The 15760-nt window shown below is 32.4% G+C and carries 16 protein-coding genes; 12 read left to right on the forward strand and 4 right to left on the reverse strand.

All coding sequences use genetic code 11. The features are described 5' to 3' along the window. Positions 1–141: 141 nt before the first annotated feature. Positions 142–468 (reverse strand): DMT family transporter, encoded by a 327-nt coding sequence (locus ACJJV4_RS03080; protein WP_405292017.1) that lies wholly within the window; start codon positions 466–468, stop codon positions 142–144. Between the two features lie 176 nt (positions 469–644). Here ACJJV4_RS03080 and murC point away from each other — a divergent pair, with 176 nt between their 5' ends. The 10 genes from murC (at position 645) to ACJJV4_RS03130 (ending at position 11506) form a co-directional block, all read left to right on the forward strand. Then, a complete protein-coding gene (gene murC / locus ACJJV4_RS03085) occupies positions 645–2000 on the forward strand; it encodes a UDP-N-acetylmuramate--L-alanine ligase (protein WP_405292019.1) in 1356 nt (451 codons plus the stop codon). Positions 2001–2389: 389 nt separating this feature from the next. Continuing rightward, positions 2390–3514 carry an FIST signal transduction protein gene (locus tag ACJJV4_RS03090; protein ID WP_405292021.1) on the forward strand — a complete coding sequence of 375 codons (1125 nt, stop codon included), beginning with the start codon at positions 2390–2392 and terminating at the stop codon, positions 3512–3514. Further along, the gene (locus ACJJV4_RS03095; RefSeq protein WP_405292023.1) at positions 3508–5232 is read left to right on the forward strand and encodes an ATP-binding protein; all 1725 of its coding nucleotides are present in this window, start codon (positions 3508–3510) and stop codon (positions 5230–5232) included. The genes ACJJV4_RS03090 and ACJJV4_RS03095 overlap by 7 nt, the downstream gene beginning before the upstream one ends. Before the next feature lie 88 nt (positions 5233–5320). Then, positions 5321–6019 carry a DNA repair protein RadC gene (radC, locus tag ACJJV4_RS03100; protein WP_405292025.1) on the forward strand — a complete coding sequence of 233 codons (699 nt, stop codon included), beginning with the start codon at positions 5321–5323 and terminating at the stop codon, positions 6017–6019. Between the two features lie 56 nt (positions 6020–6075). Beyond that, positions 6076–7380 carry a polysaccharide deacetylase family protein gene (locus ACJJV4_RS03105; protein WP_405292027.1) on the forward strand — a complete coding sequence of 435 codons (1305 nt, stop codon included), beginning with the start codon at positions 6076–6078 and terminating at the stop codon, positions 7378–7380. Then, a complete protein-coding gene (locus tag ACJJV4_RS03110; RefSeq protein ID WP_405292029.1) occupies positions 7370–8059 on the forward strand; it encodes a YjjG family noncanonical pyrimidine nucleotidase in 690 nt (229 codons plus the stop codon). The genes ACJJV4_RS03105 and ACJJV4_RS03110 overlap by 11 nt, the downstream gene beginning before the upstream one ends. Positions 8060–8104: 45 nt before the next feature. After that, positions 8105–8662 (forward strand): hypothetical protein, encoded by a 558-nt coding sequence (locus ACJJV4_RS03115; protein ID WP_405292031.1) that lies wholly within the window; start codon positions 8105–8107, stop codon positions 8660–8662. A 4-nt stretch (positions 8663–8666) separates the two neighbouring features. Then, positions 8667–10079, forward strand: a complete 1413-nt coding sequence (locus ACJJV4_RS03120) for a DUF5723 family protein (protein ID WP_405292033.1) — start codon at positions 8667–8669, stop codon at positions 10077–10079. Beyond that, positions 10076–10921: a hypothetical protein gene (locus ACJJV4_RS03125; RefSeq protein ID WP_405292035.1), complete on the forward strand. Its 846-nt coding sequence runs from the start codon at positions 10076–10078 to the stop codon at positions 10919–10921. The genes ACJJV4_RS03120 and ACJJV4_RS03125 overlap by 4 nt, the downstream gene beginning before the upstream one ends. A gap of 153 nt (positions 10922–11074) precedes the next feature. After that, on the forward strand, positions 11075–11506 hold the full coding sequence (locus ACJJV4_RS03130; RefSeq protein ID WP_405292037.1) for a TonB C-terminal domain-containing protein: 432 nt from the start codon (positions 11075–11077) through the stop codon (positions 11504–11506). A gap of 149 nt (positions 11507–11655) precedes the next feature. On the opposite strand, the gene ACJJV4_RS03135 is transcribed toward ACJJV4_RS03130, so the two are convergent. Further along, positions 11656–12933, reverse strand: a complete 1278-nt coding sequence (locus ACJJV4_RS03135; RefSeq protein ID WP_405292039.1) for a replication-associated recombination protein A — start codon at positions 12931–12933, stop codon at positions 11656–11658. Positions 12934–13146: 213 nt separating this feature from the next. Between ACJJV4_RS03135 and ACJJV4_RS03140 the strand changes: the two genes are divergently transcribed. Beyond that, entirely contained in the window at positions 13147–13881 is a 735-nt protein-coding gene (locus tag ACJJV4_RS03140; protein ID WP_405292041.1) for a rhomboid family intramembrane serine protease, read from the forward strand. 21 nt (positions 13882–13902) lie between these two features. Here ACJJV4_RS03140 and ACJJV4_RS03145 read toward each other — a convergent pair whose 3' ends face one another. Next, complete coding sequence (locus ACJJV4_RS03145; RefSeq protein WP_405292043.1) at positions 13903–14388, reverse strand: tetratricopeptide repeat protein; 486 nt, start codon at positions 14386–14388, stop codon at positions 13903–13905. A 15-nt stretch (positions 14389–14403) separates the two neighbouring features. Next, positions 14404–15144, reverse strand: coding sequence for a 23S rRNA (guanosine(2251)-2'-O)-methyltransferase RlmB (rlmB, locus tag ACJJV4_RS03150; protein ID WP_405292044.1), 741 nt, complete (start codon positions 15142–15144; stop codon positions 14404–14406). A 138-nt stretch (positions 15145–15282) separates the two neighbouring features. Between rlmB and ACJJV4_RS03155 the strand changes: the two genes are divergently transcribed. Further along, positions 15283–15687 (forward strand): HYC_CC_PP family protein, encoded by a 405-nt coding sequence (locus ACJJV4_RS03155; protein ID WP_405292045.1) that lies wholly within the window; start codon positions 15283–15285, stop codon positions 15685–15687. The last annotated feature ends 73 nt before the right edge of the window (positions 15688–15760 follow it).

Here is a 15760-nt window from a genome sequence, read left to right on the forward strand (position 1 = left end):
TCTAATAACCAAAATCAATTAAAGTAAGGTATGGTTTATTGCTGAGGTCTTTCTGCTACAAAAAGGATTTCAAACATGCCGTTCAATCCCTAACGCAATACTTGTTAATGTATTTTTTATCGCGTAATTTTTTAAAATCTTTTAATGAGAAACAAATTTTAAACCCACTATAGAAATAATTAACGTTGAAATAAAAAAGAGCCTCCAAAAAGTAGCGGGCTCTTTAAAAATAAAAATTCCAACCAAAACGGTTCCAACAGCTCCAATTCCAGTCCAAACAGCATAAGCCGTGCCTATTGGGAGCTCTTGAGTTGCTTTTACTAACAGAAGCATACTACACGTTAAGCACACAAGAAATGCCATATACCAATAAGTTGTCTCTATTCCAGATGCTTCTTTGGCCTTACCTAAACATGCCGCAAAGGCTACTTCAAAAAGTCCAGCAATAATTAATAAAATCCAATTCATTTTTGTGTGTATTGAAAAAAGTACTTTACGAAAGTATTGTTTTTTATTTAAAGTTTTGTGCCTGTCAAAGGTGTTATTTAAGTAAATACCTCAATAAAATAATCAAACAATTTTCCTTAACAACACTTCAACAATTCATCTCAAAAAAGTATCTTTGAAACATTCAAAATCAGCACATGAACGTACATTTTATAGCCATTGGCGGCTCGGCCATGCACAATTTAGCCTTAGCGCTTCATAACAAAGGATACAAAGTAACAGGTAGCGACGATACTATTTTTGAACCTTCTAAATCTAGATTGCAAGCAAAAGGTTTGTTGCCAGAAGCTTTTGGTTGGTTTCCAGAAAAAATATCATCACAATTAGATGCAATCGTTTTAGGAATGCACGCTAAAGCCGACAACCCTGAGTTGCTTAAAGCTCAAGAATTAGGCTTAAAAATTTATAGTTATCCAGAGTTTTTGTACGAGCAATCTAAACATAAAACTCGTGTAGTTATTGGTGGAAGCCATGGTAAAACAACTATTACTTCTATGATTTTGCATGTTATGCATTATCATGATCGGGACGTAGATTATATGGTTGGTGCCCAATTGGAAGGTTTTGATGTTATGGTAAAACTTACGGAAGATAATGACTTTATAGTTTTAGAAGGTGACGAGTATTTAAGTTCACCCATAGATAGACGACCAAAATTTCATTTGTATAAACCTAATATTGCTTTGTTAAGTGGTATTGCCTGGGATCATATTAATGTGTTTCCTACTTACGAAAATTATGTAGAACAATTCAGTATTTTTATAGATTCTATTGTTAGTGGTGGAAGCATAAATTATAATGAAGAAGATCCAGAAGTAAAACGTGTTGTAGAAGCTAGCGAAAATACAATTAGAAAAATAGCTTACCAAACACCAGAATACACAGTAGAAGATGGTGAAACGTTTTTAGAAACACCAGAAGGGGCTTTACCAATAGAGGTTTTTGGAAAACATAACCTGAATAACTTGGCAGGTGCCAAATGGATTTGCCAACACATGGGTATTGATGAAGATGATTTTTACGAAGCTATAGCAACTTTCAAAGGAGCCAGTAAGCGTTTAGAAAAAATAGCCGAAAGTAAAACTAGTGTTGCGTTTAAAGATTTTGCACATTCGCCTAGTAAAGTAGAAGCAACAACAAACGCAGTAAAAGAGCAATATGCTAATCGTACGGTAGTGGCTTGTTTAGAATTACATACCTATAGTAGTTTAAATGCTGAGTTTTTAAAAGAATATAAAGGGGCTCTAGATGCGGCCGATGTTGCCGTAGTGTTTTATTCACCGCATGCTGTAGAGATTAAAAAACTGGCAGCAGTAACCCATGAACAAATAGCAACAGCTTTTGAGCGAGACGATTTGATTATTTACACCAACCCAGATGATTTTAAAACCTTTTTATTCAAACAAAATTTTGATAATAAAGCGTTGCTTTTAATGAGTTCTGGTAATTATGGCGGTTTGGATTTTGAAGAATTAAAAAATTTAATAGAATAATTCTGTAGTTAGAATATCGTTTTTAATAAAAAAAGACACTGTCTGTTTATAGCTAAACGGGCAGTGTCTTTTTTTACACAGTGACTAACCTTGTAATTATAATTACGATTAAAATGCTTTGGGAGCTGCAATTTAAGATTAAGTGTTGTGTTTTGTTAGAGTGCATCTACGCTTTCTGTAAATCAAGGGATTATGCTTTTATGTTAGAAGAAAGTTTTTTTTAAGATGAAAACTTCGATGAAATATTAGTTTTTAGTGTTTTCAAGACTCAAGAGAAATAATTGTTAAAAAAAAGTTTTGTATTACAAAATTTAGGATTAATTTAAAGGCTATCTTTTTCTTTTATAAAAGAAATTTTGTTCGTTTGGTTTTATTTTTAATAACTATATATGAAGGTTAATCAGATTTCTTTGAGTGAAAATAATTGGAAACAAGGCTTAGATTCAATAGTTATAAATCCAAATTTGATTATGCTTTTTGTTTCACCAGACTTTGGAATAATCGATGAGGTTTTATCTAGAATAAATCGAGTTTTTCCTAAAGCAACAATATTTGGATGCTCTACAGCAGGAGAAATTTCAGATGTAGCGGTAAAAGACAAAACCATTTCCTTAACGGCTATTCAATTCGATAACACCTGCTTAAAACTAGTTGCGGTAGAATTAAACGAGACCGTAGATAGCGGTAAGGCTGGTGAACGTATTGGTAACATGCTATACATGGATAGTTTAAAGCATGTAATGATTTTAAGTGATGGATTAAATATTAATGGTGCCGATTTAGTTCTAGGATTAAAATATACGCTACCAAACATTAGTGTTACTGGTGGTTTGGCTGCAGATGGCGAAGATTTTCAGAAAACGTTTGTTATTAGAAATAATGAGAGGTTAGAAAATGTAGTTTTAGGTTTAGGTTTTTATGGAGATAATTTACGCGTAAGTTATAGTTCAAAAGGTGGATGGGATGGTTTTGGTATAGAGCGTTTGGTTACAAAATCAAACAAAAATATATTGTACGAACTAGACGGAAAGCCAGTGTTAAAACTTTATAAAGAGCTATTAGGGGAAGATGCTCAAAAATTACCGAGTTCAGGTCTTTTATTTCCTGTAAGTATTAGACCTGATAAATATGCTAGAGCTGTTGTTCGTGGTCTTTCAGGTATAAATGAAGCGGAGCAAAGTTTAATTTTTGGAGCCAATATTGAAGAAGGAAGTTATTTGCGCCTTATGAAAGGCAATATTGATAGATTGATTGTAGGAGCAGAGGAATCGGCTATTTCAGTTAGTCAAGATTTAAAAGAAACATTAGAATTGGTTATTTTAATTAGTTGCGTAGGGCGCCGTTTGGTTTTAAAGCAATTAGTTGAAGAAGAAATTGATGCAGTACGAGGTGTAATAGGTAGTGAACCGAAAATAACAGGTTTTTATTCCTATGGAGAAATAGCACCTTTGGATGAATCGTTGTGCGAACTCCATCATCAAACCATGACCATTACAACACTGTCTGAATGCTGAAAAACGATTACCATAGATTATTAAAGCGACAGCTTTTAAAAGCTGGTTTAAGCGAAACGGATAGCCCCGAGTTTGCTGGTTTTATAAAATCGGTTAACGACGCATACAATAGTTTTGATAAAGATGTTTATCACCTAGAAAATGTTCTTGAACTTAGCTCTAAAGAACTTTTTGCTTTAAATGAAGAATTAACTAAAAACTACGATAACACTAAGTCTAAACTAGAGCATATTGTAGGCCATATTGGAGGTGTCATTTTTGAAACCGATTTAGAAGGTAACTTTACTTATCTAAACCCTGCATGGGAAAAATATATTGGGGTTTCCGTAAAAGATACTTTAGGAAGAAATTATAAAGAGTTTATTCCAAAGAAAAATGTAGAGGAAAATAAGAAACAGTACAATTTCTTTAATAAAAAGAAAACAGTATTTGTGTTCAAGTTTAAAAAAGGTTCTCATGTTATGTGGTTTGAATTAAAAGCGCAGCTTTTTAAAAATACAGATAATGAAGCCTATGGTTTTATTGGTACCATAACCGATATTACTAATTTTAAAGAAATAGAACTAGCGTTGCATAAGGCTAGCATTTCTAAAGATGAATTTCTATCAACTATGTCGCACGAAATTAGAACGCCATTAAACGCTGTTACAGGGCTGTCTAATATTTTACTTATGGAAGATTATTTGCCAGAACAAGTAGATACGCTAAAAGCTTTAAAATATTCTAGTGAGCATTTACTTGGGTTAATAAATGATTTATTAGATTTTAATAAAATTAAATCGGGCAAGCTTGATGTTATCGAGAAAGAATTTTGCTTAACCTCATTTTTAGACCATATTAGAGATCAATTTACCTTACAAGCCGTTAAGAAAGATGTTCGATTTAAATTAGTTGAAGAAAATGATTTACCAGAAAGTATCATTGGTGATAAACTAGTACTTAGCCAAATAATACAAAACTTATTGAGCAATTCATTCAAATTTACAGAAAAAGGATGTATTACACTTAGTGTAAAAAATCGTGGTATTCTTGGTGATAGAGCAACATTGAGGTTTAAAGTTATAGATACCGGTATTGGAATATCAAAAAACAGGCAAGAAACTATTTTTGAAAGTTTTGTTCAAGCGAGCTCAGAAACAGCTATAAAATATGGAGGTACTGGCTTAGGGCTTTCAATTTGTAGGCGGTTGTTGAGGTTTAAAAATAGCGATTTACATGTGGTTAGTAAATTGGGTAAAGGGTCTACCTTTTTCTTTACGTTAGATTTTAAAATAAATAGTACAAGTGAGGTATTAACGAGTAAAAATGCATATTTAAAATCTTCTTATAAACCTTTGGATATTAATGTTTTGGTTGCCGAGGATAATAAAATGAATGTTCTTATTTTAAAGAAGTTTTTTTCGAAGTGGAGTGTAACTTTCACGGTGGTCGAAAATGGGGAAGAAGCACTTAAGCATTTTGAAAAAGAAGTATGTGAGTTCGATTTAGTTTTAATGGATTTGCAGATGCCAGTAGTTAATGGTTATCAAGCTACAAAAAGAATTCGAAAGTTGGCTGACCCCAAAAAGGCTAATATTCCTATCGTAGCTTTAACAGCATTGGCACAAATTGATGTTAAAGAAAAAACAGAATTGCATAAAATGAATGGTTTTATGGGAAAGCCATTTGAGCCAAATAAATTATATACGCTTTTAGAGGCTTATAGTCATTCTTCTTAAATTAAATTGAAGTCCAAAACTATTTAATAACATTAGATTTTTTGAAATTCCAAAAAGGAAGTATTAAAAAAATATGTAGATTTATCGAATGGAGAATAAACAAAAAGCATTTTCTATTAAAAACTGGAGTCAGGACGATCGGCCACGCGAAAAACTATTATACAAAGGTAAAGCAGCGCTAAGCGATGCAGAATTGGTGGCTATTTTAATTGGTTCTGGTAATCGTGAAGAAAGTGCTGTAGCTTTATGTAAACGAATTTTATCGAGTACAGATAATAATTTGAGTGCCTTAGGGAAAATGTCCATCAAGCAACTTACAGACTTTAAGGGTATAGGTGAAGCTAAAGCTATAACTATTATTGCTGCACTAGAATTAGGTAGAAGGCGCCGTGGAGAAGAAGCGCTCGAGAAAAAGAAAATTACATCGAGTAAATCGGTTTTCGAGCTTATGCAGCCTATAATTGGTGAGTTAGAGCATGAGGAGTTCTGGATTATTTATTTAAATAATTCTAATAAAGTTATTCATAAAAATCAATTAAGTAAAGGCGGCATTACAGGTACTTTGGTCGATGTGAGGTTAGTGCTTAAAAATGCATTAGAAGTTGGAGCATTAGGCTTAATTTTGGCGCATAATCATCCTTCAGGAACTTTAAGGCCTAGTGAAGCAGATAAAAATATTACCCAAAAATTAAAAACGGCAGCACAAAGTTTAGATATAAAAGTACTAGACCACCTTATTATTACCGAAAAGGCATACTTTAGTTTTGCAGACGAAAATGTGTTGTAAAGAGCCATGTTGAAAGCGTAATGCAAATCAAAAATTAGAACCGATTTTAAAAAGTTATGTTATTAGTATATACTCATAAAATTTCACCAAGATTAAACTATGTTTTTAAGCATATTTGTACACGTGTATTAGGCATAGACGTTACATTTACAACTAAGGTCGAAAATTTTATTGCTCACGATAGTATAAAAATGTCCTACACTAAACAAGCGCTAGGTAACGAGTTCTTTGTAAAAAGTAACGAGCTATTATTTGAGCAGGGCTTAAACGATATTGAAATAAATATTATGGATTGGGGCCATAGCAAAGGCTTTTTTTTTAATGGTGATAAAAGCGCTATTCCTTTTGATATTTTTGCTGCATCTTTTTATTTATTATCTAGATATGAGGAGTATTTGCCACATGTAAAAGATGAGTTTGGCAGGTTTACAGCATCAGAAAGTATTGCTTATAAGCATAAATTTTTGCACCAACCTGTTGTCGATATTTGGGCTTATAAATTTAAGGAAGCATTAGAGAAGCAGTTTCCCGATTTTGAATTTCCTGTAAAAACATATAGAATTAAACCAATAATAGATGTGCCTAATCCATACCGTTACAAATTAAGTGGTATTATGCGTACGGTTGGAGGAACTTTAAAAGATGTTTTTAGATTTAAATTTAAAAGTCTGTATACCCGATTTACGGTGCTCATGCATTTTAGTCATGATCCTTACGATACGTTTAAATATATTATTAACAAGCAAAAACAAACCAAGTTTAAATTTATTTTTTTCTTTTTATTGGCTGAATATTCTACTTACGACAAAGGGGCAAATGTGAATAATAAATCGTTTATATCCCTGATAAAACACGTTGGCGATTATAGTAATGTGGGATTGAAAATATCATATTTTGCTATTGATGAAGCTGAAATTTTAAAGAAAGAAAAAGCTAAAATTGAAGAAATAATCAATAAACCATTGAGAGCTTCTCGCCAATCATTTTCGAAATTAAATTTACCAGAAACATACAGAAATTTAATAGAGCTAAACATAAAGGAAGATTACACTATGGGATATGTAAACGAAATAGGTTTTAGAGCTGGCTCGTGTACACCATTTTTATTTTACGATTTAGATTACGAAATACAAACGCCTCTTAAAATTTGTCCCTATCATGTTATGGATTTTGCACTATTAAAAAATAAATCTTTACTAGATAAAAAGCGCGTGTTAAACAATATTATAAATGAAGTAAAACAAGTTAACGGCGAGTTTGTGCCCGTTTTTCATAACTATACTTTAAGTTACAGCGATAGATGGGAAGGCTTTAAAGAATTGTTTAATATTATTTTGGAATCAGGAAATAATGAAAATTAAAAATATAACCGATGTGTTTTTCGATTTAGATCATACGCTTTGGGATTTCGATAAAAACTCGGCGCTAACATTCGAAAGAATATTCGAAATTAACAACTTAGAAGTTGAAATAAATAAATTTCTAGATATATATCTTCCTATAAATTTGAAATATTGGAAACTATATAGAGAAGATAAAGTTTCTAAGGAAACCTTGCGTTTTGGTAGATTAAATGAAGCCTTTTTAGCTTTAGAAGTAGAGGTTGGTCGGGATGTCATTGATAAATTATCAGATGATTATATCGACCATTTATCAAGCTTTAATCATTTGTTTGATAACACTTTTGAAATTCTAGATTATTTAAATAAAAACTATAATTTACATATAATAACCAATGGTTTCGATGAGGTTCAGCATAAAAAAATGGCAAAATCAAATATTTTACACTATTTTAAGACCGTTACAAATTCTGAAATGGTTGGTGTTAAAAAGCCAAACCCTGAAATTTTTAATTATGCTCTAGAATTGGCTAATGCTAAAGCGGCAACTAGTATCATGATTGGTGATAGTTTTGAAGCCGATATTCTTGGTGCAAAAAATATAGGTATGGATGTTATTTTCTTCGATGTAAATAATTTAATTTTAGAAGATGATACAAAACAAATAGATAACCTATTAAGCTTAAAAGAGTATTTATAATAGCTCGATATACTAAGTCGTGTTTTAAAATCGTTGTGAATTGATATGATTAAAAGTATAACCAGTAAAATAATTTTATTACTCTGCATTGGTTTAATGGCTAGTTCTTGTACCGAAGCTATAGATTTCAATCAGGCCGATGATATTATATTGGCGCCAGCATTGGAAGCAAGCCTTGTTTATTTTGATGAACCTGCAAGTCGTTTTGTTGATAATGGAGCAACTACTTCAAGCATTCAAGATTTTATTTCTGTCGAGTTTTTTAACGATCAATTTATTGTTGATAATTTAGAAAAGGCTGAGTTTGTTTTCGAAACTCAAAATACAATAAATAGAACTTTTGAGTTGCAAGTAGACTTTTTAGATAGAGCTGGTAATTTACAACATAGCCTAACGGTAACAGAAGATGCAGCTCTAGATAATACAGATACTGCAACCGTCTATACCGAAGTTTTTGAAGGTAATACGCTAATAGCTTTAAAGCGTACAGTAGCTATAGTTTTTACATTGCGTCTTTTACCCGGTGAAGCTATTGATGAAAATACGGCAGGTAGAATTCAATACAAATCGTACGCTGCATTTTATATTAATTTAAACAATTAGAGAAATGCGGAAACTATTTTTAGTGTTTACATTACAATTATGTTTGTTTTCGTTTTCTCAAAACAAGCAATTACTCTATGGGTTTTCCGAAATTCCACAATCTTTATTACAGAATCCAGGAGGTCATGTAAAAAACGATTGGTATGTAGGTATTCCATTGTTATCTCATTTTCATTTTAATTTTGGTGTATCAGGAAGTACGGTTTATGATGTTTTTGCCGACAATGATGTTGATTTTAATGTGAAGTTAAGAAATGCTGTAGATAGCATGGATCCAACCGATTTTTATGGATTTAATCAGCAATTAGAAATTTTTTCGGGTGGTTTTGCTTTTGGTAGTAGTTTTAATAAAAATGAATACATCAGCTTCGGAATGTATCAAGAATTAGATTTTCTACTTTATTTTCCAAAAGATTTTGCTGTTTTAGCTTTAGAAGGAAACCAAAGCAATATTAATAGATTATTTGATGCTAGTGATTTAAGTGTTGCTGCAGATGTGGTTTCGGTACTTCATGTAGGATATAATAAAAAGGTTGATGATAAATTTACCTATGGTGTTAGAGGGAAAATTTACTCAAGTATAGCAAACGTTAGTTCCACTAAAAATAAAGGAAGCTTTGTTACTGTTCCCGGTGAAAATAATGTTTACAATCATATTTTTGATTTAGACTTAGCGCTTCAAACTTCGGGGATTTCCAGTTTAATTGATGATGAAAATTCAGATGTATCGAATGATGTAAATACATTAAAAAAACGTGTGCTATTTGGAGGAAATTTAGGTTTAGGTGTAGATGTAGGTTTTACATATCAATTAACCGACCAATGGAGTGTAGATGCTAGTTTACTCGATTTAGGGTTTATTAGTCATACAAAAGATGTTGAAAATTACGCTATAAACGGAACGTATACTTACAATGGTATTAACCCACTTTTTTCTGCTGCTGATGATGGACAGACGGCCGATGATTATTGGAGTGAAATTGAAGAAGATTTTGAAGACATTTTTACAGTAGATACTACTGCGACTAAATATACCAAATGGCGACCAGTAAAGTTTAATGCATCTATAAATTATGCTTTTGGAAAAAAGCAAAGTGAAGATTGTAACTGTGCTGTAGATGAAGGTGATTATCTCAATGCGGTTGGGCTACAACTCTATGGTATTAGTAGGCCAAAACGACCTCAAATGGCTTTAACTGCTTATTATTACAGACGCATCTTTAATGGTTTACGATTTAAAGCTGCATATACCCTAGATTCTTACTCGTTTAATAATTTAGGGCTTGGTATGTCGGCTCATATTTGGGGCGCCAACTTTTATGTTATGGCCGATAATTTATTGCAATATAAAAATGTATATGATGCGCAAAGTGTATCTTTACAATTAGGATTTAATTATATATTTAATAAAAAATGAAAACTAAATTTTTAACAACAATTTTTGCATGCATATTTATAGCAAGCGCATTCTCTCAAACTGAATTGAATAACTATAAATACGTTATCGTTTCTAAAAAGTTTGATTTTTTAAAATCGGCAAATCAATATCAATTGAATGAGTTGTCAAAGTTTTTATTAAATAAGTATGGTTTTGAGGCATTAATAGAAGGAGAGTCATATCCTGAAGATTTAGCTAGGAATAGATGTTTAGCTTTAGATGCTGATGTTTTAAAAGAACCTGGCATGTTTAAAACTAAGTTGAAAGTAGAACTTACAGATTGTAATGATAAACTTGTGTACACTTCGGGTATAGGCGAGAGTCGTGAAAAGGAATATCAAAAATCTTATACAGAGGCTGTTCGTGCAGCTTTTTCTTCATTCGAAAACTTAGGATATAAGTATGAGCCAAAGTCGGGAAGTATGGTTACTTCAACATCTCAGGTTGCTGCTGCTACACCAAGTACATCAAAAGAAATAGAAAAGTTAAAGGAAGAAATTAAATCTCTTAAAGAAGAAAAAGTTGTTGCTGTTGTAAAAGAGAAAGAAACTCCAGTAGAAGTACCAGTGGCTATAACAGAGCAGGTAACTATAAAAGAAGTAGGAGTGGCAGGTATTTTATATGCGCAACCCATTAAAAACGGTTTTCAACTAGTAGATAGCTCTCCAAAAGTGCTTTACCGTATGCACAGTACGCAAATGAGCAATGTGTTTTTAGTAGAAAACAAATCGGCTATTATCTTTAAAAAAGATAATAAATGGTATTTAGAACAATATGAGAATGGAACTTTAAAATTAGAAACTTTAAATATTAAGTTTTAAAAACTCTAGTATATTTATTTTCTATAATAGGTTAGCATTAACCCATGAAAATAAAAACAGGAATAATATTTTATAAAATATTATTCCTGTTTTTATTTAGTAATATTTTTTAATTTCAAAGTTCAATTTTATTTAAAAAATTAAACAAAAACAATGAAAACTTTATTTACCGCATTTCTTTTTCTCTGTTGTTTTAATGCTATTTCTCAAGAGGATAAACCAAGAGAGGTTAGCTTTGCTATAAAAGAAGAGAAGGCTATATTTCCTGGTTGTGAAAAAATGGGAACAAGTTATAAACGAGAGGAGTGTACAAATCGAAAAATTTATGAATTTATCGGTAAACACATTGATCCTGAGATTGCTGTAAAGTTAGGGTTGAAAGGAAAACACCGTGTTAAAGTCGCTATTACTATTGATAGAAAAGGAGAGATTTCTAAATTAGAATCAAATTCTGACAACAAGAAAATAACCAAAGCCATCAAAAAAACATTTAAAAAATTCCCTACCATGATCCCTTATAAAACTAGAGGTATGCCCTCATCGACGCGGTTAATTCTTCCAATAACCTTCATGGGGATATCGTAAGATTTCAGAACAACATCGAGATAAAAGTCTTGTTTTGGTGCTATTAAATTTAATGAGGCTTAGCCGAAAAAAAACAAGTAAACTTTACTAATAATATATAGTCCTGCTGGCTTTTATAATCTGGCAGGATTTTTTCTTTAGAACCGTTTTTAATAACCGTATTTATCCTTCCAGCGTTGCTTTAAAAAGTCGCGATGTGCGTTTTCTCTAGCATTATTTCCAGGTTCGTAAAGCTTTGTGTTTTCAATTTCCTTAGGTAGAAATTCTTGCTCAGCAAAGTTGTTTTTGTAGTTGTGTGCATATTTGTAATTATCACCATAACCAAGCTCTTTCATAAGTTTTGTAGGTGCATTTCTAAGTTCTATCGGTACACCTAAATCGCCGGTTTGTTTTACTAATTGTTGTGCATTTCCAATAGCCATATAAGCCGCATTACTCTTTGGAGAACACGCTAAATAAGTAGCGCACTGGCTAAGTATAATTCTAGATTCCGGATGCCCAATAGTACTCACAGCTTGGAAGGTATTGTTAGCAATAACCAATGCCGTAGGGTTTGCATTTCCAATATCTTCAGATGCCGAAATCAACAAACGTCTCGCAATAAATTTAACATCTTCACCACCTTCAATCATGCGCGCCAACCAGTATACAGCGCCATTTGGATCGCTGCCTCTAATGGATTTTATAAAAGCCGAAATAATATCGTAATGCTGTTCGCCTGTTTTGTCATAGCGCGCCGTATTGTTTTGTACACGTTCCAATACAGCCTCGTCGGTTATTACTATTTTATCTTCACCAAAGCTATTCACCAGCAATTCAAAAACGTTTAATAATTTACGACCATCACCCCCCGAAATTCTTAATAAGGCATTTGTTTCTTTTAAAGTGATCTTTTTTTGAGATAGAACTTCGTCATTTTCAATAGCACGCTTCAGCAACGTTTCTAAATCTATTTTATCAAAAGCATTCAGAATATAAACTTGGCAACGTGATAAAAGAGCAGGAATTACCTCAAAGCTTGGATTTTCTGTAGTAGCACCAATCAGCGTAATCCAACCCTTTTCAACAGCTTGTAAAAGCGAATCCTGTTGCGATTTGCTAAACCTATGTATTTCATCAATAAATAAAATAGGGTTTTTGGTGGTAAACAATCCACCGCTTTGTTTGGCTTTATCAATAACATCACGAATATCTTTAACGCCAGAATTTATTGCACTCAATGTGTAAAATGGTCGCCCAGATTCCGATGCAATAATGTTTGCCAACGTAGTTTTTCCAGTTCCCGGAGGTCCCCAAAATAACATAGACGGAATTAATCCTTGTTTTATATGCTGCGTAAGTGCTCCATTTTTGCCCACCAAATGTGTCTGACTAACGTAGTCTTCTAAAGTTCTTGGGCGTAATCGTTCTGCTAAAGGTGCGTTCATAAATGTAAAATTAAAGTAAATTCTTGTCAAATTAGAATACTTCAACATCCAATTTCTAGTTATTTTGGGCGTGCCCTCTAAAGGGTCGGGCTATCACTACTCGCTCCTCCTAAGGTCGGGAGCTCAAACAGGCCGTTCTATCCCTCAAGCGGGCTAATCTGCCAATTTAGCACATTTTATAAACTTGGATAACTATTTGTTATATTCATGCTAATGAAAGAGCACGAACATTTTAAATTCTCACCAGGAGTCATTGTATACCCCGTATTTTTTGTGCTTACTATTTGGTTGGTTTTTTGGTTCGAGGTTCGTTTCGGGTATAATTTAAGTAAGTATGGTATTTATCCACAAACTTTAAACGGACTTAGAGGTATTATTTTTAGTCCGTTTTTACATGGTAACATCGATCATATTTATCACAATACTATTCCTCTGTTTGTATTATCTACTGCGCTCTTTTATTTTTATAGACCAATAGCGTGGCGTGTTATTGTCTTTGGGATTTTAATCTCGGGGTTTTTAACATGGTGTATTGGGCGTCCATCTTACCATATTGGAGCTAGCGGGCTCATTTATGTTTTAGTAAGTTTTACTTTTTTTAAAGGCGTTTTTGCAAAACATTACCGGCTTATTGCCTTATCGCTTTTAGTTATTTTTCTGTACGGTAGCATGATTTGGTATACATTCCCGATAGAAGAAGGAATTTCTTGGGAAGGTCACCTTTCGGGGTTAATAACAGGGTTAGTTTTTGCACTTTTCTTTAGAAAAGAAATAGCAAAACCTAAAAAATATGCATGGGAACAAGACAATTTCAATGAAGAGAATGATCCGTTTTTACAACATTTTGATGAAAACGGAAATTTTATAGAAACTCAAGAAGACCCAGAAGTAGAAGAGGAGCTAGAGCCACTTTCCATTAAGTACATTTTTAAAGAAAATAAGGAGTAATGGACAGTCTTAATATTAATACTAAGCGTTTTTTTCAGCGGCACTAATAAGTTTTAGTGCAGTCTTGGCTAGTCCACTCTCTGGAAATTCTATTAGTGTTTTTTCGTAATAAAGTTTAGATTGTTTTCCATTTCCAATTTGTCCATAGCAAAAACCAATATTTGCTAGAGCCATTTCTCTGTAAGCTATTCTGGAAGGACTTAATAGAGTGATAATACGATATTTATCAAGCCACTCATGTTTTTTAAAGAAGGCATAACTTTTTTCAAAATAAGGTATAGCATCTTCAAATTTTTCTAATTTGGTTTTTTTAACACCTTTTCGATGATCTCTAGGAATAAGGTTTTTTAAAGAATATGAAATAAGAAAATAGGTTAGGGCACCATAGAAAATGGCGTTTTCAGAATGGAATACATACCAAATAAGCATAAATACGCCTATTATTAATAAATGAATTGCAGATGAAACCCAGTTCGTCTGTTTAATTATCGGTGTTTTAGAGCTCATTAAAATAAAATAGTTCTATTTTACCATTCTTTGCCTCACAGCTTCATATAAAAAAGCACCACACGCAACAGAAACGTTCAACGATTCAATTTCACCTAATAAGGGTAATTTAGCCTTTGCATCTACAACTTTTAAAGTCGATGGATTAATTCCTCTGCCTTCCGATCCCATGATAATAGCACAAGGTTCTACAAAAGACACATCGTAAAGCGTATCATTTGTTTTTTCGGTTGCAGCTATCACTTTTATGTCTGACGCTTGCATATAAAATACAGCATCTTTAATGTGATCTACTTTACAAATTGGAATTTTAAAAACAGCGCCAGCACTGGTTTTTATGGTATCGCCATTTACTGGAGCTCCACCTTTTTTCTGAATAATAATACCATTAACACCAGTACATTCTGCAGTACGGATAATAGCTCCAAAATTACGAACATCACTTATTTGATCTAGTAGCAGGAAAAGCGGGGTTTTCCCCGATTCTATAACCTCGGTAATTAAAGTTTCCATATCCTGAAACTCTATTGGAGATATTTGAGCAACAGCTCCTTGGTGATTACCTTTGGTTAATCTATTCAGTTTTTCTACAGGAACATAAGATTTGTTAACCGATTTTTTACTTAATAAAGATTCTAACTCATTAAATAAATCGCCATCCAACCCTTTTTGAAGAAATACTTTATCAATCGTTTCGCCAGCATTTATAGCTTCTATAATGGCTCTAATACCAAAAATTTGTGTTTGTTCTTGCATGCTGCAAAGGTATAAAAAAAGCAGTCTTAAATAGTACGAGTTTTATAAATCATTCTTTTAAAATAGAAAAGAGTGAAAGTAAATGTTAAAGAAAGTGAAAAAGGTAATTTCAACTTTAGTTTTTTGTAATTTTGTATCGTGATAATAACAGTTTTACATAAAGGCTTCGCTGTACTAATGACTTTTTTAGTATTGTTTTCAACAGTATCTTTTACTATTGAAAAGCATTTTTGTGGAGATGTTTTAATTGATGTTTCTGTGTTTTCTGAAGCTCAAAAATGCGGTATGGATACCGATAATGCAATGCTTAAAAGTAAAAGTTGCTGTAAAGATGAGGTTGATGTTGTAAAAGGACAGAGTGAACTTAAATTTTCATCTTTTGATGATTTGGATTTTATTCATCAGCAAATTATCACGGCTTTTACTTATACTTTTATTAATCTTTTTGAAGGCTTAGAACAGCGAGTTATTCCGCATAAAGATTATTCTCCACCTAATTTGGTTGCTGATATTTTGGTGCTAGACCAAGTTTTTATTATTTGATAAAGTAGTTTATTGTTTTTTCCGCGAAAGCGTAAATTTCAACATGTTCTAATTTTACTCAAATAAATTTCTA

The organism is Algibacter sp. Ld11 (assembly GCF_045066735.1).
Lineage (GTDB): Bacteria > Bacteroidota > Bacteroidia > Flavobacteriales > Flavobacteriaceae > Algibacter.

Bases quoted from the DNA above. Each gene is read 5' to 3' on its own strand.
- ACJJV4_RS03080 (WP_405292017.1), bottom strand. From the start codon at position 468: ATGAATTGGATTTTATTAATTATTGCTGGACTTTTTGAAGTAGCCTTT.
- murC (WP_405292019.1), top strand. From the start codon at position 645: ATGAACGTACATTTTATAGCCATTGGCGGCTCGGCCATGCACAATTTA.
- ACJJV4_RS03090 (WP_405292021.1), top strand. From the start codon at position 2,390: ATGAAGGTTAATCAGATTTCTTTGAGTGAAAATAATTGGAAACAAGGC.
- ACJJV4_RS03095 (WP_405292023.1), top strand. From the start codon at position 3,508: ATGCTGAAAAACGATTACCATAGATTATTAAAGCGACAGCTTTTAAAA.
- radC (WP_405292025.1), top strand. From the start codon at position 5,321: ATGGAGAATAAACAAAAAGCATTTTCTATTAAAAACTGGAGTCAGGAC.
- ACJJV4_RS03105 (WP_405292027.1), top strand. From the start codon at position 6,076: ATGTTATTAGTATATACTCATAAAATTTCACCAAGATTAAACTATGTT.
- ACJJV4_RS03110 (WP_405292029.1), top strand. From the start codon at position 7,370: ATGAAAATTAAAAATATAACCGATGTGTTTTTCGATTTAGATCATACG.
- ACJJV4_RS03115 (WP_405292031.1), top strand. From the start codon at position 8,105: ATGATTAAAAGTATAACCAGTAAAATAATTTTATTACTCTGCATTGGT.
- ACJJV4_RS03120 (WP_405292033.1), top strand. From the start codon at position 8,667: ATGCGGAAACTATTTTTAGTGTTTACATTACAATTATGTTTGTTTTCG.
- ACJJV4_RS03125 (WP_405292035.1), top strand. From the start codon at position 10,076: ATGAAAACTAAATTTTTAACAACAATTTTTGCATGCATATTTATAGCA.
- ACJJV4_RS03130 (WP_405292037.1), top strand. From the start codon at position 11,075: ATGAAAACTTTATTTACCGCATTTCTTTTTCTCTGTTGTTTTAATGCT.
- ACJJV4_RS03135 (WP_405292039.1), bottom strand. From the start codon at position 12,933: ATGAACGCACCTTTAGCAGAACGATTACGCCCAAGAACTTTAGAAGAC.
- ACJJV4_RS03140 (WP_405292041.1), top strand. From the start codon at position 13,147: ATGAAAGAGCACGAACATTTTAAATTCTCACCAGGAGTCATTGTATAC.
- ACJJV4_RS03145 (WP_405292043.1), bottom strand. From the start codon at position 14,388: ATGAGCTCTAAAACACCGATAATTAAACAGACGAACTGGGTTTCATCT.
- rlmB (WP_405292044.1), bottom strand. From the start codon at position 15,144: ATGCAAGAACAAACACAAATTTTTGGTATTAGAGCCATTATAGAAGCT.